At 50.5% G+C, this 20,561-nt stretch carries 19 protein-coding genes and 2 pseudogenes; 8 read left to right on the top strand and 13 right to left on the bottom strand.

Annotation, left to right across the window (positions count from 1 at the left end; all coding sequences use genetic code 11):
* Positions 1-112: 112 nt before the first annotated feature.
* The 3 genes from BLS94_RS12665 to BLS94_RS12660 form a co-directional block, all read right to left on the bottom strand.
* On the bottom strand, positions 113-793 hold the full coding sequence (locus BLS94_RS12665) for a hypothetical protein (RefSeq protein WP_090961638.1): 681 nt from the start codon (positions 791-793) through the stop codon (positions 113-115).
* A 376-nt stretch (positions 794-1,169) separates the two neighbouring features.
* Positions 1,170-1,298 carry a hypothetical protein gene (locus BLS94_RS15350; protein ID WP_256325427.1) on the bottom strand — a complete coding sequence of 43 codons (129 nt, stop codon included), beginning with the start codon at positions 1,296-1,298 and terminating at the stop codon, positions 1,170-1,172.
* A gap of 8 nt (positions 1,299-1,306) precedes the next feature.
* Positions 1,307-1,774 carry a DUF4145 domain-containing protein gene (locus BLS94_RS12660; protein WP_218124809.1) on the bottom strand — a complete coding sequence of 156 codons (468 nt, stop codon included), beginning with the start codon at positions 1,772-1,774 and terminating at the stop codon, positions 1,307-1,309.
* 456 nt (positions 1,775-2,230) lie between these two features.
* Between BLS94_RS12660 and BLS94_RS12655 the strand changes: the two genes are divergently transcribed.
* On the top strand, positions 2,231-2,728 hold the full coding sequence (locus BLS94_RS12655; protein WP_143021700.1) for a hypothetical protein: 498 nt from the start codon (positions 2,231-2,233) through the stop codon (positions 2,726-2,728).
* Here BLS94_RS12655 and BLS94_RS12650 read toward each other — a convergent pair.
* The gene (locus BLS94_RS12650) at positions 2,725-2,949 is read right to left on the bottom strand and encodes a hypothetical protein (protein ID WP_090961633.1); all 225 of its coding nucleotides are present in this window, start codon (positions 2,947-2,949) and stop codon (positions 2,725-2,727) included. The genes BLS94_RS12655 and BLS94_RS12650 overlap by 4 nt on opposite strands.
* A 1,362-nt stretch (positions 2,950-4,311) precedes the next feature.
* Positions 4,312-4,824 (bottom strand): YceK/YidQ family lipoprotein, encoded by a 513-nt coding sequence (locus BLS94_RS12640; protein ID WP_090961628.1) that lies wholly within the window; start codon positions 4,822-4,824, stop codon positions 4,312-4,314.
* Between the two features lie 649 nt (positions 4,825-5,473).
* On the opposite strand from BLS94_RS12640, the gene BLS94_RS12635 reads away from it, so the two are divergent.
* Positions 5,474-5,749 carry a hypothetical protein gene (locus BLS94_RS12635; protein WP_090961624.1) on the top strand — a complete coding sequence of 92 codons (276 nt, stop codon included), beginning with the start codon at positions 5,474-5,476 and terminating at the stop codon, positions 5,747-5,749.
* A gap of 288 nt (positions 5,750-6,037) precedes the next feature.
* On the opposite strand, the gene BLS94_RS12630 is transcribed toward BLS94_RS12635, so the two are convergent.
* Entirely contained in the window at positions 6,038-7,147 is a 1,110-nt protein-coding gene (locus BLS94_RS12630) for an ADP-ribosylglycohydrolase family protein (RefSeq protein ID WP_090961621.1), read from the bottom strand.
* 74 nt (positions 7,148-7,221) lie between these two features.
* Between BLS94_RS12630 and BLS94_RS12625 the strand changes: the two genes are divergently transcribed.
* The 3 genes and pseudogenes from BLS94_RS12625 to BLS94_RS12615 all read left to right on the top strand — a co-directional run bounded on the left by BLS94_RS12625 (position 7,222) and on the right by BLS94_RS12615 (position 9,861).
* A complete protein-coding gene (locus tag BLS94_RS12625) occupies positions 7,222-7,521 on the top strand; it encodes a hypothetical protein (protein WP_090961618.1) in 300 nt (99 codons plus the stop codon).
* Positions 7,522-7,919: 398 nt separating this feature from the next.
* A pseudogene (locus BLS94_RS12620) lies at positions 7,920-8,201 on the top strand (chromate transporter); the annotation flags it as partial.
* A gap of 1,186 nt (positions 8,202-9,387) precedes the next feature.
* Complete coding sequence (locus tag BLS94_RS12615; RefSeq protein WP_256325426.1) at positions 9,388-9,861, top strand: KGG domain-containing protein; 474 nt, start codon at positions 9,388-9,390, stop codon at positions 9,859-9,861.
* Between the two features lie 296 nt (positions 9,862-10,157).
* On the opposite strand, the gene BLS94_RS12610 is transcribed toward BLS94_RS12615, so the two are convergent.
* The 6 genes from BLS94_RS12610 to BLS94_RS12585 form a co-directional block, all read right to left on the bottom strand.
* The gene (locus BLS94_RS12610; RefSeq protein ID WP_090961614.1) at positions 10,158-11,021 is read right to left on the bottom strand and encodes a DUF72 domain-containing protein; all 864 of its coding nucleotides are present in this window, start codon (positions 11,019-11,021) and stop codon (positions 10,158-10,160) included.
* Positions 11,022-11,025: 4 nt separating this feature from the next.
* Positions 11,026-11,364, bottom strand: a complete 339-nt coding sequence (locus tag BLS94_RS12605; protein WP_090961647.1) for a cupin domain-containing protein — start codon at positions 11,362-11,364, stop codon at positions 11,026-11,028.
* Positions 11,365-11,515: 151 nt separating this feature from the next.
* Positions 11,516-12,145, bottom strand: coding sequence for a UdgX family uracil-DNA binding protein (locus BLS94_RS12600; protein WP_090961611.1), 630 nt, complete (start codon positions 12,143-12,145; stop codon positions 11,516-11,518).
* A 310-nt stretch (positions 12,146-12,455) separates the two neighbouring features.
* Entirely contained in the window at positions 12,456-14,138 is a 1,683-nt protein-coding gene (locus BLS94_RS12595) for a hybrid sensor histidine kinase/response regulator (RefSeq protein WP_072766908.1), read from the bottom strand.
* A gap of 51 nt (positions 14,139-14,189) precedes the next feature.
* Positions 14,190-14,603: a response regulator gene (locus BLS94_RS12590; RefSeq protein ID WP_072766909.1), complete on the bottom strand. Its 414-nt coding sequence runs from the start codon at positions 14,601-14,603 to the stop codon at positions 14,190-14,192.
* Entirely contained in the window at positions 14,600-16,537 is a 1,938-nt protein-coding gene (locus BLS94_RS12585; RefSeq protein WP_090961608.1) for a Tar ligand binding domain-containing protein, read from the bottom strand. The genes BLS94_RS12590 and BLS94_RS12585 overlap by 4 nt, the downstream gene beginning before the upstream one ends.
* A 423-nt stretch (positions 16,538-16,960) precedes the next feature.
* Here BLS94_RS12585 and BLS94_RS12580 point away from each other — a divergent pair, with 423 nt between their 5' ends.
* The 3 genes and pseudogenes from BLS94_RS12580 to BLS94_RS14665 all read left to right on the top strand — a co-directional run.
* Positions 16,961-17,551, top strand: a complete 591-nt coding sequence (locus BLS94_RS12580) for a CHRD domain-containing protein (RefSeq protein WP_090961605.1) — start codon at positions 16,961-16,963, stop codon at positions 17,549-17,551.
* Between the two features lie 422 nt (positions 17,552-17,973).
* Positions 17,974-18,597, top strand: a complete 624-nt coding sequence (locus tag BLS94_RS12575; protein ID WP_176767876.1) for a MarC family protein — start codon at positions 17,974-17,976, stop codon at positions 18,595-18,597.
* Positions 18,598-18,708: 111 nt separating this feature from the next.
* Positions 18,709-18,980, top strand: a pseudogene (locus tag BLS94_RS14665) (DUF932 domain-containing protein); the annotation flags it as partial.
* Between the two features lie 32 nt (positions 18,981-19,012).
* Here BLS94_RS14665 and BLS94_RS12565 read toward each other — a convergent pair.
* Entirely contained in the window at positions 19,013-20,485 is a 1,473-nt protein-coding gene (locus BLS94_RS12565; RefSeq protein ID WP_143021699.1) for an alkaline phosphatase PhoX, read from the bottom strand.
* Positions 20,486-20,561 lie beyond the last annotated feature (76 nt).

Below are 20,561 nucleotides of genomic sequence, written 5' to 3'. Positions count from 1 at the left end.
AAGCTGAGATAAACTATTATCAGCAACTGGCTGAAAAAACCACGCTAGAAGTTTAACTTAAACCAAACAGCCTCCATGAAACTCGGGGCGATTCATTATGCTTAGCGGTATTCTAGTAATCGAAGTGGCGCACGGCGTAGTCCGGTACTTGAAATTGCCGAAGAAACTCTAATAACGCGTCAGCGCGCACAACAAATATAGTTTTTTCCTTCGCCATAGCAGCAGAAGAACCACTTCTATCGTTGGAATAATCCTCTAGTGTCAGAGCCCTCGATCGAATTGACAATTGCTTTCTAAACCGAAGAAAAGGAACATCTTCTATGCGTGCGTCGGTTAATGTGCCATCGGAAAGGGAAATGCTGCCAGGAGAAAAATACGCCATTTTTAGCTCAGCGGTAGTTACGATGACATTAAAGTAGAATCGAATAGTGTCATGAACTGTTGGCCGAAAATCCCTTTCTTCTTGTGCTAGAGCCTCGGTAGCAGAAACCAATTCTCCCCCTATCCGCTCGAAAAGGGTTCGCTTATCGTTGGTAGACTGTCCGCGAACGGCGCAAAAAATTGCTTCGGGTGTAGCTGGGTCTTCCCGAACATCATGAAATCCAAAATAAGTGGCTTTATCTGGCGAAAAGCGTGACACCCAGCCTTTTGCCGTATGCTGTTTTTCCAAGCCTTCCCCAGACTGCATGAAAAGCCAGGTAGCATCACGCATTCGCTTGCATTCAATTACCAGGAAAGTAGTCGCATATTTATCCTGAAGGACGAGATCAATGAAGCCGCTTTGGTTGTCCAAAGGGTTTGTCCAGGAATGCTCAATATACCTAACGCGCCATCCGTGATCGCTGGGGCACCGCTCGTACTAGGTGCTCAATAGCGATCTGCAGGGGAAAGCCAGAATCGTTGGCAATTTTAAGTGCGTCTACGTCGTTTGTCATTGAGATGGGGCGTGGACAAGCAAGAATATTCCGCTAGTCCTACTGACGTTATAGGCGGTATATTCCTAAAGCCAAGAGTGCCATTCCTAGAAAATCGAAAAATAAACCAATAAATGAGGTTTTTCTAGGATGGCTGGTGACCTTACCGCCCGGAAAATATAGTGATGCTGCTATGATTTGCGTTTGTAAAGGATGGTTAATCGCCAAGACTAATGAAAAAGCTGCCTAGTGAAATTAGCGCAACTGGAATTGTAGGGAATGATACAAGGAGCCCGGTGCGCATAAGATGAATATCGCGAATCCCGCTACCATGATTACCTGGTACCAATAGTCGAGCGCGAGTTTGGAGAGTGGATTTTCCATCCTTTTTCCTACGTATGCGCAATCCCTCGCTGTACGCGTTTGGGCAGAACAAACATAAATTCTGCTAATGCGATAGCGAAATCAATTACCCTTTGCGCATCTTCTGAAGTGGGCAGGGAGGCCGAATCATCCGAATGCCTTTGATCATTGGCATCCAATCTAACGTCATGAGCCCACGTTCCCATTTCGGAGGTGATCAAATGATCCTTTACTGCCTTTTCGATACGAGTATAAAGACTTCCATCAGCGTAACCCTTGAGCTTCAACATAGCATCAACTGCGCTTGAGGCTAGCATAACGGCCCCAACTGGGGCATGAAGACTTTCGAGAGCTTGTTGAAGATAAATTTTTGGCTTGCCCGGTATATCATCGTTCACGGATGGCGATTCAGGAAAATATTCATATACGACTCCACCCCGTTCAGCTGCCGATGCAGTTACAACGCCGCCACACTTGCACATTTGTACATTGCCCAAGTTCGTTTCCTGTTGCGTAAGTGATTGTTTGTATCAAAACCATCTATACGCTGCAGATAAGGGGTGGAAACTGAACAATGTGGGCAACGTGAGAGATCAAGATTATCGGACAAGGTAGGGAATTCAGACATGGCATTGTTGTGTGGATTGAGTGGATGAAAAGTGATTGATTAGCTCATCTGGCCTATAAATTGTATACGAACGGTTGAGGTAGCCATACGATTAAAGGTCCAATAAAACCCTTGCTTTTCCTGGGAAGCACTGATAGAAGTATTCTATAAAGTGCGAAATAGTTACTCGGAAACCTAACCCACCCCTAACCCGGTGGTTTTTGCATTTCAGCCGCCAAGCGCGGCTTTTTTTACGTCTATCGAAAATGAAATCTCTTTCCCTTGCCTTCGCAATTGCCTATACCGCAATGCTCGCGGTAGCGCTTATTGGTCCGGCGGTGCATTGATGCTTGCCACTCCAGCTATCACAGCAATCGTCATTACTATTTTTGCGACACTGTCTTTCGGTGGCGGCTTCGTCGTTAGCGATTGGCGTTCCAGCAAGGAAATGCAGCGGCTCAGTTCAGAGAACGCTGTGTTACGGGCGGCGAACGATAAATGCGCTACTGACGTTGTTACGGTCCGGGCTGGGGTGAAAGAAGTCACTGACGCACTGGACGCCAAGAAACAAGCTGCCGATGCGGCAATGAAAGATGCTCAATACTCGGCGGGCAAACATTCGACGCTGGCTGAAGAGGTAAATAGCCTTCCGGTTCGCCCGGATGAGACTCAATGCCAGGCGGTGGAGCGTGAGCAGAGAGAGTATGTTCAAGCCGCGCTCAGTCATGATGCGTGCGCGGGAGCAGGTCTTGTGATGCTGGAGCCATTTTCCGTTGCCGCGCTCCCACATGAGCACGGTGCGTTCCAGGCTTCCCGGATTTCTGCAGAGGTCATCTCTTTTTAATGCTCCGTACATATGTAGGAGAGAACATTGTCGTCCTGATCTAGCATTTCCTCCAGGTGTGCAGCGTTCTCTTCTCCCACGTCGATAACCGCCAGATCATGCTTACCGTTGTAGCGGTGGATCGCATCTCGCCACGAGCCGTCGCAGGCAAGGGCGAGCACGTTTACCGCAAACCGCCCCTGATTGGCGAAGATAATTTTGTAGCTTCTGGTTGCTGCCATTTTATTTCTCCTCTTGATTTGGCTTGGTTAATCGGTTGCCGCGTGATGCACTTTACAAAAATATTGTTCCGGTTGCAAAGAAGGAAAGAGGAATTTTCTTTAGGAGTGGAGAGATGTCCAAAGACGCTCCTAAGGAACAAGTGAAAGCAGTCGAGGAACGCATTACGAAGCTCACGGCCGGGTTCAATGTTCGGGTGAAGGAATTACGAGAACAGGCCCGCCACTAGCGTGTAGATGACTGATAGCCCCATGCCGAACCATGTGAGTGCCAGCAGTATCTACATGAACTGGGGGCGATTGCTACCAAAGCGAGGAATGCGATGAAGAAGAGGATAAGCAGGGCCATTGGACAGAATTGGTCAAAGGTATCGAGATTTACCATCCCTACGGTATGGTTGAATCGCTGCCATTCATTTGTCAGGAACGCGGAGTTGGCTTTGGCGCAACACTGCATGCTACAAAACTCATGGATTTGACAAGTCAAATTAAGACCTTCGCGGAAGAGACCGACGAAGGATCAAGTGGTATTCGCAAGAGGATTAAGGAGGCCAGGCAGCTTGTGTTTTTGGGCTTCGCATTTCATCCCATGAATATGGAGTTGTTGCTACCAAGTTTTGCTACGGTTGGAGTTACTGACAGTAGAGTATTCGCGGCGACGTCTGGTCTATCTTCTAGCGATAAAGAAATAATTTCGAAGGATTTGGTAGCCAGGGGTGGCCTAGATGAGCAAAACGTTGAATTAGCCTCCTCCACTTGCGCTAGGTTTTTTCGAGATTATAGGCGAACCCTATTTTTTGTGCGAAGTCGTAAAAAAGTCTTCGGGGTCCCTTCAGTTGGAGGCGCATAAAACAAAAACCGCAATAGCAGGGGCAGTTATTCCCTAGCTGGGAGTTGCGCGCGAGAGGAACCGCGTCAAAATTAGTTAGTCACATGCTATCTTCCAGCCGCACTAACTTGCAGAGGTGAGAAAATGACTGACGACGAGAAGAAGCAACCTGAAGGCGGTTTTCGGCCTGGGCTGGTTATACTCAGAGTAATACTTTGGACCATCATTTTCAGCTTTCTGGCGATTTACTTGATGGGAAACTGAATTAGCTGTAGAGGCAGGGTAGATTTCAGTCATTCGAGGATGGGTCAATTGCTGACAAATTAATCATTTCTTCCTCTTCTCCATATTAGTTGGTGAATGCTGGAAATTTTATATTATCCAGTATCCTCCCTCTAAGCAGTTCGGAACCAAGGTTATTATTATTGACGCAACGTAAAGCGCCGTATCCGGGTGAGCGTGTAGCTGCTGCAGGGCCGACAGACATACATGTCCGTCGGCCCGTCTCACATTTTATTTGCGACTAAACGCTCATACTACTGAGCAACCTGGACCATTTTGTCGCGTAAAGATGCTGGGACATCGTTCAAAAGAACAATGCGTAAGTTATTCGGTGCAGTGGCCGCCTCTGGTTTTGAAGCTTCCAGTGTTACGTTGACTTCGTTGGTATTCAGCGTCCACATGGCTCCGGTCGCCGGATCAACGATCAGCAAGCCTATGACGCCCCCAAACAGGACGTTAGCAATGTACCATCCGTTTACTTTTGTATCTACGATGACAGTCCGCTCGGCATGACCATCTTTACTAATTGTTACCGTATACTTTTTGCCGCTGAAAAAGGCCTTCTTTTTTTCTAGTGGCAGAGATGTGGGAGTTTTACCTTCAAATATTTTGGTACCAGATTCATCAGTAATAACGATATTTGCTTGATCTGGAGCGCTGCGAACGTTTAAAGCTTCCGGAGCGCTTTGTCCCATAATCGTGGCGCAGCCAGAAATAATGGCTGAAGCAATAAAAATTACTATCGTTTTCAAAACGGTGTTGTTCATTGTTATCTCTTCTTTTTATTCATTATTGTTAAAAAATAGTAAATTGCTGCTGTAACTGTACCTGTCAATAAAGAAATAATTACATATGGAAACGGCCTCCTTTTATTCATGGGCTTCTCCCAGAGATGAAATGAAAAGTCACACTAAAAAGCGCTGGCATTCTATCAGGTACATAATAGGAGTACCTAATTATGATGACATTAGGATTATGAGAGCCGTAAAGGTCGAGTCTTTTTTTTTGCTGCTGTTTGCTTGAATATGATGATTTTTATACTCGCCTAGTGCGGTTTTTTTATGGAGAACGTAAAGATGAACGAGAAATTTGTTTTTTTATAGCAAGGCTTCTTGGGATGTAGATTAAAAAGAGGCTGCCCTGCAAGCTGCCCTCGATAATCGTATGGGTGTTGGGCTATAGAGCCTGCAGCGGACCAGGTTGTTAATGCCAGAGATGCGAGCGGGACCGTAATTCAGGATGTGGCACTCGATCGCCGGGCCGAAGTCGAGCAAGCTGCGGCTGCCGTGGCTGGGCCAAATGGAGCTGTTGAGGTCAAGCCGATTCAGGATGCGCTGGTGGAGCGTGGAGAGGGTCTGATTAAGCAAGAACTGACACGGTATGTTAAAACGCCTGAAACGAATCAGGAGAACAAAAATGCAATTACTGTACAACCCGGACATATACCCGGATCAAGTCCGGGAAATGATAATTCAATCAGGGCAAATCGGAATCGAGATCGCAAACCGGTGGATGATGGGGTGGCCAAAGAGGGTCGTGAATCTTCTGGTTCAGGATACATACGAGGAAGTGTTTCAGTACCAGCTTTTGCAGGAACAGGACGTGATGGCAAGAGCGTCCAACCTGAGCCATCTCGCGCCACTGGAGATCATGGTAATGTCGGGCCTGAGTCTCGAGCCGCCGGAGATGTAGAAAGTGTTTCTATCGCTGACGCTGCACTGGGACATCGTGAGAACCTTCCGAACTTCCCCGGCGCCCGTCCCCTCGTAAAATCCCTCATCAAGCGCCGTGCCCCGCCGAGAGATCGTTACCCCTTCCGAGAGACAAGTGGTGTCGATTCCGCGATAAATTCGCAAGGTCTGGAGTTCCGTGCTGTTGCTATGATGGCGTGCGACGAAGGGATTATCTCTTTGCAGGAGCATCGCGACGGTTGGCAATGATGCGGACTTGCAGAGGTTTATGACACTAGCGCCATTTGCTCTACGTTGCCTGCACGCCAGCAAGGGACGCTGCGGTTGAAGCGCCGACTTTCGATGCCAGCTCCATTGCAAGCCGCTGGAGCGTTTCGGCTTCGTCCAGGCCATCGAGGAAGCGCAGGGGTATTCCCGATAGCCCGACTTGGGCGCCGACCAGCGCGCCGGTCAACATGGCACGCGCCTGGTTTTCGCCGCCGCCATTCACGGCGTGGAGCACAGCCGATTCGAAATCGTCCGGAAAGCGTGCGGTGAGATGATAGGCTGCGGGAAGTTGGTGATAAATGGCGCAGGTCATGCCATAAACGATGGAGACTTTCCATGCAGGCTCTATGCGGATATCCGGGTCCATCGCGGCCGCAGCCACATACGAGGGCGTGAGCAGGGCGTCCGGAGAGATGAAATATCCACTTTCGCACGGAAAGTCCGCCTGGGGCGGCTGCAGGTCGGTATGTGCCATCGTATGGAAAGGCAGTTTTCCCGCCCTTGCCAATCGCATGAGCTTGCCGGAAAGGCTTCTGTTGAGCTTGTGTCCCTGCACCAGGAGACCCAGCACTGCCCCGTACGCGACAGTCAGGGTAACCACGGTATCGTCGATCTGGGTAAGCCGCGTGTTGCTGGAGATGGCGGCTGCCAGTTCCTGCGGTTGGAAAGCATAGCGCACCGCCAGCGCGAGGGCGCGGGCTATCGCCTCGGTGGTATCGGCCAAGCCTCCCGTTTGCCCCCACGGCAGGTTCTGTCGCACACGCTTGCGCCAGGCGTCGCGGATAGACTGCTGGGTATACCCACCCGGGCCGTTCACCGGCATGCCGTTGAGCAACGGGAAGATTTCCTCATCCATCCGCCGGCAGAAATCGGCTTCATCATAGCCGCCGCGCTCGACGAGTGAACGCAGCATGAGCTGGAGAATGATGCCGCTCTGGGAGAGTTGGCCGGCCTTGAGGTCGCTATGGTAGCGGCCGGGCTTGGGGTCGGCGTAGGTCGTAATCCAGTCGCCATAGTCGCGGCGGAGTACCGCCAGGTCATAATACCAGTGCGGGCCGAGGCCTAAGGCATCTCCGATAAAGGCGCCCATAATGGCGCCGGCGGCGCGGTCCTGTATTGCAGGGTCGGACATGTTCTGATCCTCCTCTTGGTTAACCTCATTATCCCCCGGCAGGTAATCTGATACGAGCGGTTATTCCATAAGCTTTGCCGGAAGACAAAGTTGTTGATCAAGCGCGTGTATTCACCGCGGTCAATTGTCTGCTGGAACGAAGGGTTAACCTGAGAGACACAACGCTGCTTGCGGCATACAACTCAGGCATTGCAAGCCATGAATACCCGGGCGCTGCAGGATTTCACCGCAGGTTGGTCAATTTATCTTACGTCATGTGCGATGCCACTGGCCGGGTTTACCTCAAGTGGGCTCTCTTGATGTTCGCGCCCCGAAAGAGCGACGTGCTCACGCTCCCAATACCCGAGGACCTGGTACAGAATGAGAATGCCTGAATTATTCTTTGGGCAAATTTTTCCTCAAAGCATCCAAACCCATTTATTCACGCAGTGGGTCGATGTAAGAAAGCACGATCCAACTGATCAGCTGTAGAAATTTTTGAGCCTGCTTATATCTTAAACTGAACGTTAATATGGCAGCATCAAGCTTTTTATAGCCTGCGGCATTAAAAAACGCAAGATTGCCTATGTCGAACCACGACAGAGCAAGCCAACGTATAGTAAATATTCAGTACGATTCCAGAGGTTGAAAAATGTCTCTTCTTCAAAATGGTTTTCTGGATTTGAATGCAGCACTACCGGGACAGAAAGGCAAAAGCTTCACCGGCCCAATTTCCTTCATATATCAGGTTACTGTCTTTGCGATCAACGGACTTATCAATTATCAGCAGGAAATGATAGAAGGCAAAAAACCAGGGCAGAACCTGGACGGTTTTTTTGTCTTCCTACGTTTGGGTTTGACCTCGTTCGGTGGACCTATCGCGCAACTGGGATACTTTCACGATGAATTCGTCATGCGCCGCGGGTGGCTTAGCGAGCGCAGTTATGCAGACCTGGTTGCTTTCTGCCAATTTCTGCCCGGTCCGGCCAGCAGCCAGGTCGGCATGGCAATCGGTCTCTCTCAGGCTGGAATGATCGGCGCACTTGCGGCGTGGACAGCCTTCACTTTACCATCATGAAACTTCCGCCTTGGCTAGCCGTCCTATGCAGCGGCCTGGGCGGTTGGGCGTCAAGTATCACCTTCTGAAAACGCAGGCCAGACTGAGAGATAGCTGGGTTCGAGAAAATAATATGATGAGCTAGTGGAAGCAGTTACCTTGATCCTGAATAAATAAGCACAGAGGGTCTCCTAGTGTGCGAAACCGCACATACCCTTTACCCACAAAGGAAGTAGGATTATTACGGCTTCAGAGAGGCCTTAATGCTTGAAGCCAGAACTTTTTATTTGCACTAGGGTCAAAGGTTAGCGGACGGAATGACGAGTTTCATCCGCAGGTAAGGTTCTTTAAATAGAGGGATGTTTCTGAAGGTGCTTGCTGGCGAAAATCGGGAGAAGTGCGCTGTGGTACTCGGTCGTCAAGTTGTCAACTCTTGAATCATCTCAATTCTTAAAGGAGGTTATCATGGAAATGGCAATTCTCGTAATAGGTGTAGGTGCCGTTGCTCTTTGGTTCTTTATGACCAAGGATGGTGGACGGAAAGAATAAAACCGATTAGATACTTGAGTAGAGCTACTGAAAAGAAACGTCATCTGAATTCAGGGCTAATGCTCAACCAGCCGGTGCTCATGCGACGCTTGTCCGGCGCACCGGCTTCTTTTTTAGGTATGTAGCTAGCGACTCGCCCTTGATACAGGCTCCCTCAAGCCTTTGGGCAACCGCCCTGAGGCAGACCCTCAGCAGAATCGTCCAAAGCAAACTCTCACACAAACCCTTCAGGCAAACCTTGGATATCTCCTGATACTCCCCGTACTCCCGTAAAACCGTAGGTTGACGGCCCCAGTGCCACCCCCATGAATCATGAGTATAGCCAAGCCGCAAAAAGGATGGCAGTGAGGGCGGCAAAAAACAGCTCAGCAGAGATTAGCAGCGGCTGTTGGCTGATCAACTGTCTGGCCCGTCGGCTCGCCGCAACTCCTGGCACTTAAGGCTTCCGAATTAACCATATCTCATCTGATACCTCCTTGGTCAACAGCTCAGGTTATGTATGCTTCCGAACAGAGTGAAGCGATTTTCCCTATTAGGATGCAGTCACTCTCTGTTGTGTTTAACTCGATTAACAGAGACAAGAACCCCGAAGACATTGGGTTTGAGGAATTATATGTCGGAGGGAAACTTTTGAGGTATCGATAATAGGAGATTCATGATGGCTTCAGATAAAGAAAAAAGTGATGACCGGAGCAGCGGCCGCGAAAGCAAACGCGGTTTTGCTTCCATGGATGAAGATAAGCAACGCGAAATAGCCAGTCAGGGTGGTAAAGCCGCTCATGAAAAGGGTACCGCACACGAGTTTGATTCGGAAGAAGCTCGCGAGGCTGGCAGGAAGGGTGGCAAAGCGGCTCATGAGAAGGGCACCGCACACGAGTTTGATTCGGAGGAAGCTCGTGAAGCCGGCAGCAAAGGTGGCAAGGCAGCTCATGACAAGGGTACCGCCCACGAGTTTGATTCGAAGGAAGCTCGCGAAGCTGGCCGAAAAGGCGGAGAATCGCGTGGAAAAGGAAGTTCGGACGATCGTGAAAAAGGTAGCTCGGACAGCAAGAGTTCCTCTCATTCAACTCGAGGTGGAACATCAGAGCAACATGCCAAAGCCGGTAGCCAAAGCCATAAAAATAAATAGTGACCCAGAGTGATGAGGGCGAGTTGTATTGCTCACCATTACTTTTAATGATGTGTAGTAGTCTCGGCTGCGGCTGCTACACATCATTATCGTTCCCCGGCGTTTTCTTCGCGTCCGGCCATTTCAGAGCAATTTCCTTGAGAACCATTTTTCGAATTTGGAGAATTTTCTTCTCTTCTTCTATTTTTTCGGACCACCCGGCACAGTTACACCGTGGGTTGACTCCGGCCTGGAATTCCATCGGTTGAATTTGTACGATCAAATCATGAACCGCGCGCCAGCTGTGGCTTCATTCTTTACAGTTTCGCTATCAAGGTCTTAGCATCAAACGGCGCCCTGACTTTGATATCATTATCAAAATAGCAATAGACATCACGCATATGAAGTTGTAACGGGGACTGCGCCGAGATGAGGTGCGCGTCCTCTGGCTGGGACCCGGCGCGCCAGGCGCGAATCCTCGCTGCCCAGCGCGCCAGCGCCTCATCGGTGTATCCGCTCGCATACAGTTTCTTGTCGCCATGCAAGCGGAGATAAAGAAAATCCGCGGTTACGTCTTCCCGGTAGGGCCATTTTCCGGCAGTGTCGGCAACGACGAACGCAATGTTGTGCTCGCGCAGCATTTGGACAAAAGTTTCGTCAATGAAACTCTCGTTCCGGATCTCGATAGCATGCCGAACGGTGCGCGTGGCATCCACGGCCAGTCGCGCACGCCCTGTCATGCGGTGCTCACGACGGCGAGCAAGGCTCAGCGCCTGTTGGGTATCGTGCGGCAAAAGCTCAAAAAAAAGCTTCATTCTTTCCGGTTCATAGCGAAAACTTGGCGGGAACTGCCAGAGGATAGGCCCAAGTTTTTCTCGAAGGTTGAATAATCCGGACGCAAAGAAGTTGGCGAGCGGGCCATGAACATCGCGCAGGCGTCGTACATGAGTAATGTAGCGGGGTCCCTTGACGCTGAAAATGAAGCCCGGAGGGGTGGCCTCATACCAATGCTGGAAGCTCTCCGGTTTCTGTAACGAGTAAAACGTTCCATTTATCTCTATGGTCGGCAGTGCCCTGGAAGCGTATTCGAGCTCTCGATCCTGAGGAAGGCCAGAAGGATAAAAAACCCCTCGCCATGGCGGGTAGCGCCAGCCGGAAATCCCTACAAATGTCCCGCTCACCGTACTAGGAGTCCCGCCCACGCGGCAGTTCTTCACCACTGATCGTATAAGCCGGCGGCACGTAGAAATTGAGCGTCCGGAGTAAGTCGCCACCGGTATTGCGGATTTCATGCTCATCGCCGCGTTCAATGAGCATGAGCACGTCTTGGTGCAGATCGTAGTGCTTGCCGTTCACTGTCGCAATACCGGTTCCAGACAGTACGTACAGCCATTGATCAGCGCCACGATGACGATTTTCCGGTCCACCTTCCGTATCACCGTGCGGAAGAACCATCTCCGCTGCCTGAGAACTCTCGTTGCCAAGGACTACGCGAAATCCACTTTCGAACGCCAGGTTCTTCATTTTCACTTGCGCCTCCTGCATCAAAGAAATAAAGAAAAAAATTGGACAGCCCGAAAGTGACACGGTTTTGCGCGTTGTTGAGAGGAATCGCGTGCGGCACACTCACTATTATGTTAGATCAAACAAGCTGCGCCTGTTTCTGGCGGGATTATCAGCGCAGAAAAGGCCTTGCCAGTTTGAGATCGTCGACAAAGCGATCATATTCCTCATCCCTGTCTCGATCGGGCACTCGCAACAAGAACGAGGGATGAACCGTAATCAGCAACGATATACCTGATGCATATTCACGAAGTTTTCCCCGATTAGCTGTAATCGGTGTCGCGCGGCCCAGCAGTGAGCGGGTAGCTGTCGCACCCAGGGCGATAAGAAGGCGAGGGGCGACCAGTTCGATTTCGCGCCGAAGCCAGTCGTGACACGCGGCAATTTCTGCGTCGGCAGGTTTTTTGTGCATACGACGTTTCCCGCGGACTTCGAATTTGAAGTGCTTGACGGCGTTGGTAATATAAACATCTTCTTGTGGTATCTCGACCGTTGCCAACGCCCGTGCCAGAAGTTGGCCGGCTGGACCCACGAACGGGTGGCCTGCCAGATCTTCCCGGTCGCCAGGCTGCTCGCCTACGAGCATGATCGATGCATGCGAAGGACCTTCGCCGAAAACGGTTTGGGTTGCATGCTCCCACAGTGGGCAAGCTCGACAGTCCATTGCCGCTTTACGCAGGGCTTCGATTGTGTCACCCGCCCGCTCTGCGGGATGCAACGAATTTTCTGAAGCAGCCTTCATATAGCAGGGCCCGCGGCTTATAAATTTATTTGCCAGGAAATAAATTTATAGGTCAAATAAACCTGAAAAGCTTGGAGATTTTGGAGAAGGACAATAAAAAATAGCGAACTGGATTAAGCGGTACAGTACCAGCCACTGCTGCTGGCATTGCCGATAGGCAAAATATGGTGCCGGGACTAAGATGCAAGGCCGGACCGATAAGAGACGGATGGGACTGGAGAAAAAATATTACAAGCCTAGCCAGTGTCGTTACAGATAACCATGCCGAACTAACAGGCGCAAGCGTTGTTCAAGCTCGGAGCCCCTGTTTTTACAGCGTTCCTTGCAAGTTTTTGGGGACATCGTCCGCAGTCAGTTCGAACCAGAACACGCTGCCTTCACCGACCGTACTTTCCACGCCGATTTCACCTCCCATCAGCTCGATCAATTGCTTGGTCACGACGAGGCCTATGCCCGTACCCTCAACCGAACCGTCTTCCTGGCCAAGTCGATTGAACTGCTGGAAAAGTTGCGTCAGCTTTTCAGGCGGCAATCCGGCGCCGGTATCCGTGACGCTGATACGGATACGGTGCGGTGCGGTCGCATTGCAATTTACTTCAACTGTTCCACCTTCGCGGTTATATTTGATCGCGTTGGATAGAAGATTAATCAGCACCTGTTTCACCCGCGTTCGATCGGCTCTCACAAAGAAATGCATATCCGCCGGCGGAAATATCAGTTGAATATTACGCTCCTGCGCTTGCGGTTCCACCATGGTCCGGCATTCCACCATGACATCCCCCATACACATGGGTTCTTGGGAAACCACGAGTTTGCCGGATTCAATTGTGGCCAGATCGAGGATTTTATTGATCAGCTCCAGCAAGTACCACCCTGCGGCATTGATCTCCTTGAGCATGGTCATTTGGGTGAACGTCGGCGGTGGCGAACTGGATTCCATCAACTGCGCGAAGCCAAGCATGACATTGAGCGGAGATCGCAACTCATGACTCATGCTGGAAAGGAAGTCGGATTTGGCGAGATTGGCCTTTTCCGCATCAGTCTTGGCTTTGGTCAGTTCCGTTTCTATCAGCTTCCGTTCAGCAATATCACGGCGCAATTCTTCGTTAACCTTTGCTAATTCATCTGTGCGCTTCGCCACCAATTCTTCGAGACGATAACGATGTTGCCGCAACTCAGCTTCCGCCAGTTTGCTCTCTGTAATATCGACGAGAATACCCTGTAGGAATAACGAACGTCCCGACTCATCCCGAACCACGCTCGCTTCATCGCGAAACCATAAAACTGATCCCTCACGGGAAAGTAAACGGTATTCGCAGCGCAAGGGTGCGCCGGTCGCACGACTTTTTGCGCGTTCCTCGAGCATATGCCTCCGATCTTCGGCGTAAGTTCGGGCAAGAAGTATATCCGGGTCGTTCAACCATTCCTCAGCAGGAAATCCCAGTGTTTTAATCCGGGAGCTGACGTAAAGAAAGCGATTAGTGCCGTCCAGCGCAGCGATATATACTATTGCCGGAATTGTCTCCACCAGCGAACGATATTTGGCTTCCGCTTGGGCCAGCTTGTCTTCCGCCAGCTTCTTTTCCATCCTCATCCGCCGCTCGCTCAATACGCGCTGAATGATGGCGGGCAACAATTCCAGGTACTGGTGATCCATATCCTTGATAAGATAATCCCTGGCGCCGCGTTTCATGGCCTCCACCGCGATAGCGGCATTGTCCGTGCCGGTAAGCATCATGACGGGTATGGCGACATCTCCTGCCTCGTCGGTCAGGGCAGCCAGAAATTCCAGACCATTCAGGTCCGGCAAGTGGTAGTCAAGCAAAACGCAATCCGGCTTTTGCTCGTGAGCGAGTTGCAGCCCCTCGTGGCCTGATTCGGCTTCTGAAAGCACGAAATCATAGTCCGGGTTTCGCGCGAGCGCGCGGCGGCAGGCCATGCGATCCACGGCGTCGTCTTCGACGAGGAGTACGCGAATCAGCGGTTTGATCATAGAATAATCAGCTGATGGTAAAAATCCAAAAGTGTTTCACCGAAGTCCTCATCATGGCATTTCGCTTATGGTCCAGTAGGCATCGATCGAACGCATGACTTCGACGAATTGCCGATAATCGACCGGCTTGGTCATATAGCCGGCGACCCCCATGTTGAAGCTGTTCACTTTATCCTGTTGTTCCTCCGATGTGGTCAATACCACTACCGGAATACGCTTTAGATGGTCGTCGCGTTTCACCACCTGCAGAAACTCAATCCCGTTCATGATGGGCATGTTCAGGTCAAGCAGGATGATGCATGGTTTTTCGCTTTCCGGATCTCGAAGATAGCTTACCGCTTCCTCCCCATTCTCCAGATGCACGAGCCGATTCGTTACGTGGATTTCCTTGAGCGCGCGTATAACCGTCATGGTATCCACTTGATCGTCTTCCACCAGGAGAATGGGTTTGTTAGTTACTTTCACGCTGCTGTTCCTTTAGTTGAGTTATCAATTAATGACGTTTTGGGTAAGGTGAAGAAAAATGTGCTGCCCTTACCAATTGTGGACTCCAACCCGACGCTGCCGCCATACATTTCCACGATCTTTTTCACCAGGGCCAAGCCGACGCCGGTGCTTTCTATGCGGTCCCGAGGTGCGAGCGTCTGGAATAGTTGAAAGATCCTTTCGAAATGGCGTGACTCGATGCCGGGCCCGTTGTCGACGACGCTGAATTTCCACTGCTCGCCTTCAGCGATACACGTGATGCGAATCTCGCCCCGAGGCTTATCCATGTATTTAATGGCATTCGAAATCAGGTTCTGAAGTATTTGCTGTATACGGGTTGGCTCTATGATGACAGTCGGCAAGTGATTTTCTACAGTAATGTTAATATTCGGCGGGGGGGCAAGAAGCTCAATCACATCTTCCACTACCTCGCCGACGTCTACCGCGACTGGTGTCTCTCTTACCCGGCCTACGCGAGAATATTGCAAAATGCCATCGATCAAGTTTCCCATGCGGTGTACCCGACTGACAAGAAGGCGCATATGCTCCCGGCCTTCGTCATCGAATTTGTCCGCGTAATCGGTGGAAAGCCAATCTGCCAGTGCGCCGATGGCTCGCAGCGGCGCCTTTAGATCGTGAGAGACCACATAGGCGAAGCTTTTCAGTTCCTCATTGGCGCTTTCCAGGTCGGCCATTAAGCTGGCTTTCTGCTCCTCCACGAGCTTGCGTTCGCTAATGTCACGCAAAATGACCACGAACATGCGGCGCTCGCCGCCATGCATCTCGACTACGGCAATGTCCAGTGGAAACGTTGCGCCATTCTTGCGCAGCCCTGCCACTTCAGTCGTCACACCAAACGCTTTAGAGCCCGTTTTCAAGTAATTTTCAAGATAATCGATATGCTGGTCCTGACCCTGACCCTGACCCTGACCCTGACCCTGACCCTGGGGCGGGAATAGCAGACCGATATTTTGCCCGATAATCTCGCTCTCCGGGTAATCAAAAATTCTTTCGGCAGCGGGATTGAAGGATCTGATTGCGCCCTGTTCGTCAACCGATGTAACGCCGACGATCAGGTTGTTCAATAAAGCGCGTGTATGCGCTTCACTGTCGCGGACCCGGCCGATGGTATCCACCAGACTGTCCCGCATTTCCTTCAGCGCTTGCATGAGCTGGCCGATTTCATTTTTCGACCGGACCTGGATTTCCTGCCTTAAGTTGCCCGCGGCAACACTCCGGGCAATGTTCACTACATCTTCCAGCGGCCGGAAAATGGAGCGAATGAAAATGAGGCTGAACAACGCAGCCAACACCAGGGCCAGGACTATCGACGCAATAAGGATATTGCGAATGGTCTGGTAGCGTTTTTGTTCCTCCGTATATTTTATCTTGGTCTCATCAATTTGCAGCAAGACAAGTGCGTCAATGGTTTCGCTAACAGATGGATAAAGGGGACGAATTTTTTCGACCAGTATCCGGTTCGCTTCGCCGATCTTATTTGCACGTAGAGCCGCTACTGCCGGCAACACGCCTTCGGAGAGATATTTCTTGTGGTCTAAAGCGAATTTATTGGCCAGCTTACTTTCCATCGGGGTTAGGTTTGTCGCAATGTAAGCTTCCCAGGTTCTGATAATTGTCTCAATATTTTTCTCGACAGTTGCCGTCTTGTTCTCGATGATCTCGCGCGTCGGCATAACCAAAGCAGACGTGATGGCAAGCCGGTTGTGCAGCAGAAGCGACTCGATATGCGTCACCTGGCTCAGAGGGATGGATCTGTCAAGATAAACGGTTTTCAGGCCGCCGATCGCGCTGCTCATACCAAACAACCCAACCACTTGAATCCCTAACACAAAAATCAGCAGGAAGGAAAGAATGAAGATCAAGCGCGATTTGATAGTCAGGTTCTTAAACATATTGGCTCGGATTACTCAAAATGGAAAACATCTTTTCTTTTCGTCTTGTACCAAAGCCTTTGATATTACCCGTATGAGCCGAAAGTGAAAAACATCTTTTGATTTAATTTAACAACTCCGCATCGTTCAGTGGTTTTGACAGGGCTGAGCAGAGCCAAAATTATTATTTCAATAAAGAAAAGCGGATCAGTCTCCAAATCTCCAATATCCTTTAAATAACTCACTAATCGGGTTGCATTGACTCATGCTGTAGCGGCTTGTCAGCCGCGACCCCACCACATGGCCTATTGAACGACGATTGCCGATATGTACAATTTCATTAGCTTTTCGTACCTCGATACAGGGTCTTCGTAAACGCTCGCCCTTATTATTGCGGTATCCGTAACGCCTCGCAGTCCAATCGTCTTAAAGGAGGTAACAGTCATGAAACTCAACGCCTTATTTGTGGGAGGTCTTTTGGCGGCGGCAGCAGCCGTTCCCGCTGCCGCTGATCAGACATTTTACCAAACCAAGCTTGATGGCCCCAGCGAGGCTCCACCTAATATTTCTCCCGGTACCGGTATGGCAACGGTCAGCATAGACTCCGATCTTCGCACAATGCACATCCATGAAAGTTTTAGCGGGCTTATGGCGGATACTACAGTTTCACATATCCATTGCTGCACTACTGCGCCAAACAGCGGCACCGCAGGCGTAGCAACCGCAATCCCTACATTTCCAGATTTTCCGTCCGGCGTAAGGGAGGGCGTCTATGACCATACTTTTGATATGAAGAATGCATCGAATTATAACCCTGCTTTCATCGCTGCCAATGGAAATAACGTTGATGGCGCATTCAATGCGCTGCTGACGGGGTTGAATACTGGCGGGGCCTATTCAAATATCCATAGCACCATGTTTCCAATGGGGGAGATACGCGGTTTCCTTGCGCCCATACCCGAACCCGAGACTTATGCGATGCTACTTGCCGGTCTCGCCATGATAAGTGCGGTCGCACGACGGCGGCGTGCTTGACCCAACTTTGCACTTAAACTGCATATCGACAGGGGGCCTTCGTGCCCCCTTTTTTTTGTACTATCAAGCCTGACTCCATGCTCGTCTACGATATTGGTTCTCGCCGGGTGGTTTATGCCAACTCGACTAATTCCATTATCTCGTTGCATCACCTCGATTGCCGAAGTCGCTTTGTTATACCATACACCCATACCGATCCTGTGGTGTGCCTCAGGACCTATCCAGTATTGTTGAGTTCTGTAAAATCTCTGGGGCAGCGCAAACGCGCAATACGATAAAACGGAGAACAGAGGCTAAACAGAGAATCCCGCTCGTACCCGAATATCAAACATTGAGCGCCCGCTTTAAAGAATAAACCACCCAGTCTGCGCCTGTATGGACGCACATATTTCACCCATCCCCGCTAGATAATGCTTTCAATTTTGGCTCTAACCATCAAAAAAACCATCACGCTGTTCGTGCTGATGGGACCTGTTTCCATGATCCCGGTTTTTCTCGCCGCTACGGAGGGTTTTGATCTACCCAGCAAGGGCCGCTTTGCCAGGACTATTGGGTTGAGCGTTACGGTGGCATTGCTGGTGGCAACATTTCTGGGGATGCCTATTTTAGGATTGCTCGGCGTATCGCTGGGGGCGATGCAGGTTGGCGGAGGAGTCATTGTCTTGTTGCTGGCAATAGCAATGGTTCTTGGGAAGGAATCAACCTTTAAGGGGTCGCCCGGTATTGCTAATGAAGAGGGGGTTCGGGAAGCCGCAATCGTTCCTCTGGCTGTGCCACTGCTAGCCGGTCCGGCGGCATTCAGCTATGTCATGGGAAATAGTTCATGGCATACCTCTGTCGATCTGATTCATGTGGTGGTGCCTATCCTTATCGTAGGTATCGTGTGCTGGATAACTTTTTATATGGCTTGTCAGGCGGAAAAGAAGATTCGTCAATCTACTTTGGATGTAGTACAGCGCGTGGGAGGATTTATCCTTGCGGCGATGGCCGTAGAGATGATGGCCACAGGATTACGTGGGCTGTTTCCGATGCTTGCTCCAGCGTAGTGTCAAAATTCTTATTGGATAAGATTGGATGACCTGGAAGTGTCGAGAACGTATTTACTATTGCCCAAAAATGGATGACCCATATTCGGTTATGACCCCTTAGGCAGAACAGCGATCTTTGCCGAAGGCAAGCATCAAAGCCGCTCGGAGCGATACGCTTATATTCCTACCAGCGATGTGCTGAAGGGGTTGCGCAATAAAGATTTTCAGCCGTTCATGGTGTGCCAGACGCGTGACGCGACGATAGCCGGCGCGAGTACGCCAAACACTTAATCCGCTGCGTCACGCCAATCAAATCATCGGCAGGGAAGCCAACGAGATTATTTTGCTCAACAGCCATGATGGGCACCAGCTTTTGCCAGATGCTGGCCGGTGCCTCCAGGAAATACGAACAACAGAGACATACGAATCCTGTTCAGGAAATACTATTTTCAGACCTGCGATGAACAATAAAGCCCATCAAGCCCACACCAGACAGCAACATGGACAAAGCCATCGATTCCGGCATTGCGGAGCTTAGATTCGATCCCGGCAATTCGGAGGGCAAATTTGATTCCGGAATTGCAGAGGCCAGATTCGGTTCTGGAATTGCGGAGATCATGATCGTACTGTCCACGAGACTATCCGGGTGTTGCACATTCACATAGGCGACATTGGCATCAAACTTGTCAAAATAAAGGCCGGTAGCCTCGGCCCCTATAGTGGATAGAGAGGCCCAGCGCGCGACGGAATCAGCCACGCCATCATTGTCGGTATCCCGGGCAAACCAGATGTCAGCCATCCCGGCGGGTTGGTCCTCGACAATATAAATATTCCCAGCCGCATCGATCGCCAAATTATCCGGATTGGCCAACGAGGTGCCCACTGATACGCCCGTCGACTTGTCTACGGTGTTACGGCTTACAAAGAGATTTACTTCGTTGGAATCAAGATTAATGGAGTACACCTCGTGGGTCGACGTGGTGGCCACAAACAACATTTCATCTCCGTTTACCAAGGTTTTGATCTCTATATCCTCAGGGCGCTGGTAACCGGTACCTTTCACCATTTTCGCCGTCTCGCGGCCATCGATGGTTCCATCGGCATTCATCACCGATATCCCATCAATGGGGCCCCCCGTTGTATTAGTAATCGGAATCCATACAAAAGACCCTACTACGTTCGCATTGTCACCTCCGTTGACCTGTAGGACGAAGGTTTGGCCGGCGAAGAAATACTCGTTACCCGTAGTGGCAGCGTGGCTGGCCGGCACATATTTATAAATGCTGCCGCCGTTGAACTCATCAATGAAATACAGGTTATTCTCTTTATCAAAGGCTAGTCCTTCATGCGCTACGCGCGGCACGATTGACCGATGGACGAAATTGGAGTCACCGCCGCCAGTAGCAGTTGTGGGGTTGGTCAGCTCAAATAAACGTCCTTTAGTACCCCCCTTTTCCCAAAATTCCTCCGCGGTCAGGTAGCTGTCCCAAGGTGTCCAGCGAGAGGCATCCCCCTTGGTGAATCCTTGTGTGCCAGGCTGAACGAGGGTTTTGGTTAGTCCTGTTTTTAAATCTATACGCTGTACTCCTGCTTCCAAAGTTTCAAAAGGGATAAACAGGTAGCGGCCTGCATCGAAGCCAGTCTCATTAGCGGTGATCATATCCCAGCCACCAGAGTTGGGCTCTCCAAGCTTGAGTTGACTTATGCGATCTGCGATCCGAACCTGCGAGAAACTCGTGGAAGAGAACGTAAATGGAGAACTCTCCGGGAGGGAGCCGGCAGCAACGCTGCCCGAGACGGGATGGAATTTGGCGAAATGCGTATCGGCAACTGTAGCTTGTGCCGTTTTAGTCATTACCAGAAGTACCAATACAAAAATAACGCTCAGTGTTTTATGCTTAAACATGGAAGCTCCGAAATTGAACAGCAGCACTGCTGAAAAGCACAGGTGCTCTCAGACTCATCCTTAGAATAATTCCGCA

The sequence above is a fragment of the Nitrosospira sp. Nsp18 genome, assembly GCF_900103145.1.
Lineage (GTDB): Bacteria > Pseudomonadota > Gammaproteobacteria > Burkholderiales > Nitrosomonadaceae > Nitrosospira.
This window is presented reverse-complemented; position numbering and strand designations above follow the sequence as displayed.

Coding starts and splice junctions, on each gene's coding strand:
- BLS94_RS15350 (WP_256325427.1), bottom strand. CDS start 1,298: ATGGAAAATCCACTCTCCAAACTCGCGCTCGACTATTGGTACCAGGTA.
- BLS94_RS12655 (WP_143021700.1), top strand. CDS start 2,231: ATGCTTGCCACTCCAGCTATCACAGCAATCGTCATTACTATTTTTGCG.
- BLS94_RS12650 (WP_090961633.1), bottom strand. CDS start 2,949: ATGGCAGCAACCAGAAGCTACAAAATTATCTTCGCCAATCAGGGGCGG.
- BLS94_RS12640 (WP_090961628.1), bottom strand. CDS start 4,824: ATGAACAACACCGTTTTGAAAACGATAGTAATTTTTATTGCTTCAGCC.
- BLS94_RS12635 (WP_090961624.1), top strand. CDS start 5,474: ATGCAATTACTGTACAACCCGGACATATACCCGGATCAAGTCCGGGAA.
- BLS94_RS12630 (WP_090961621.1), bottom strand. CDS start 7,147: ATGTCCGACCCTGCAATACAGGACCGCGCCGCCGGCGCCATTATGGGC.
- BLS94_RS12615 (WP_256325426.1), top strand. CDS start 9,388: ATGATGGCTTCAGATAAAGAAAAAAGTGATGACCGGAGCAGCGGCCGC.
- BLS94_RS12605 (WP_090961647.1), bottom strand. CDS start 11,364: ATGAAGAACCTGGCGTTCGAAAGTGGATTTCGCGTAGTCCTTGGCAAC.
- BLS94_RS12600 (WP_090961611.1), bottom strand. CDS start 12,145: ATGAAGGCTGCTTCAGAAAATTCGTTGCATCCCGCAGAGCGGGCGGGT.
- BLS94_RS12595 (WP_072766908.1), bottom strand. CDS start 14,138: ATGATCAAACCGCTGATTCGCGTACTCCTCGTCGAAGACGACGCCGTG.
- BLS94_RS12585 (WP_090961608.1), bottom strand. CDS start 16,537: ATGTTTAAGAACCTGACTATCAAATCGCGCTTGATCTTCATTCTTTCC.
- BLS94_RS12580 (WP_090961605.1), top strand. CDS start 16,961: ATGAAACTCAACGCCTTATTTGTGGGAGGTCTTTTGGCGGCGGCAGCA.
- BLS94_RS12565 (WP_143021699.1), bottom strand. CDS start 20,485: ATGTTTAAGCATAAAACACTGAGCGTTATTTTTGTATTGGTACTTCTG.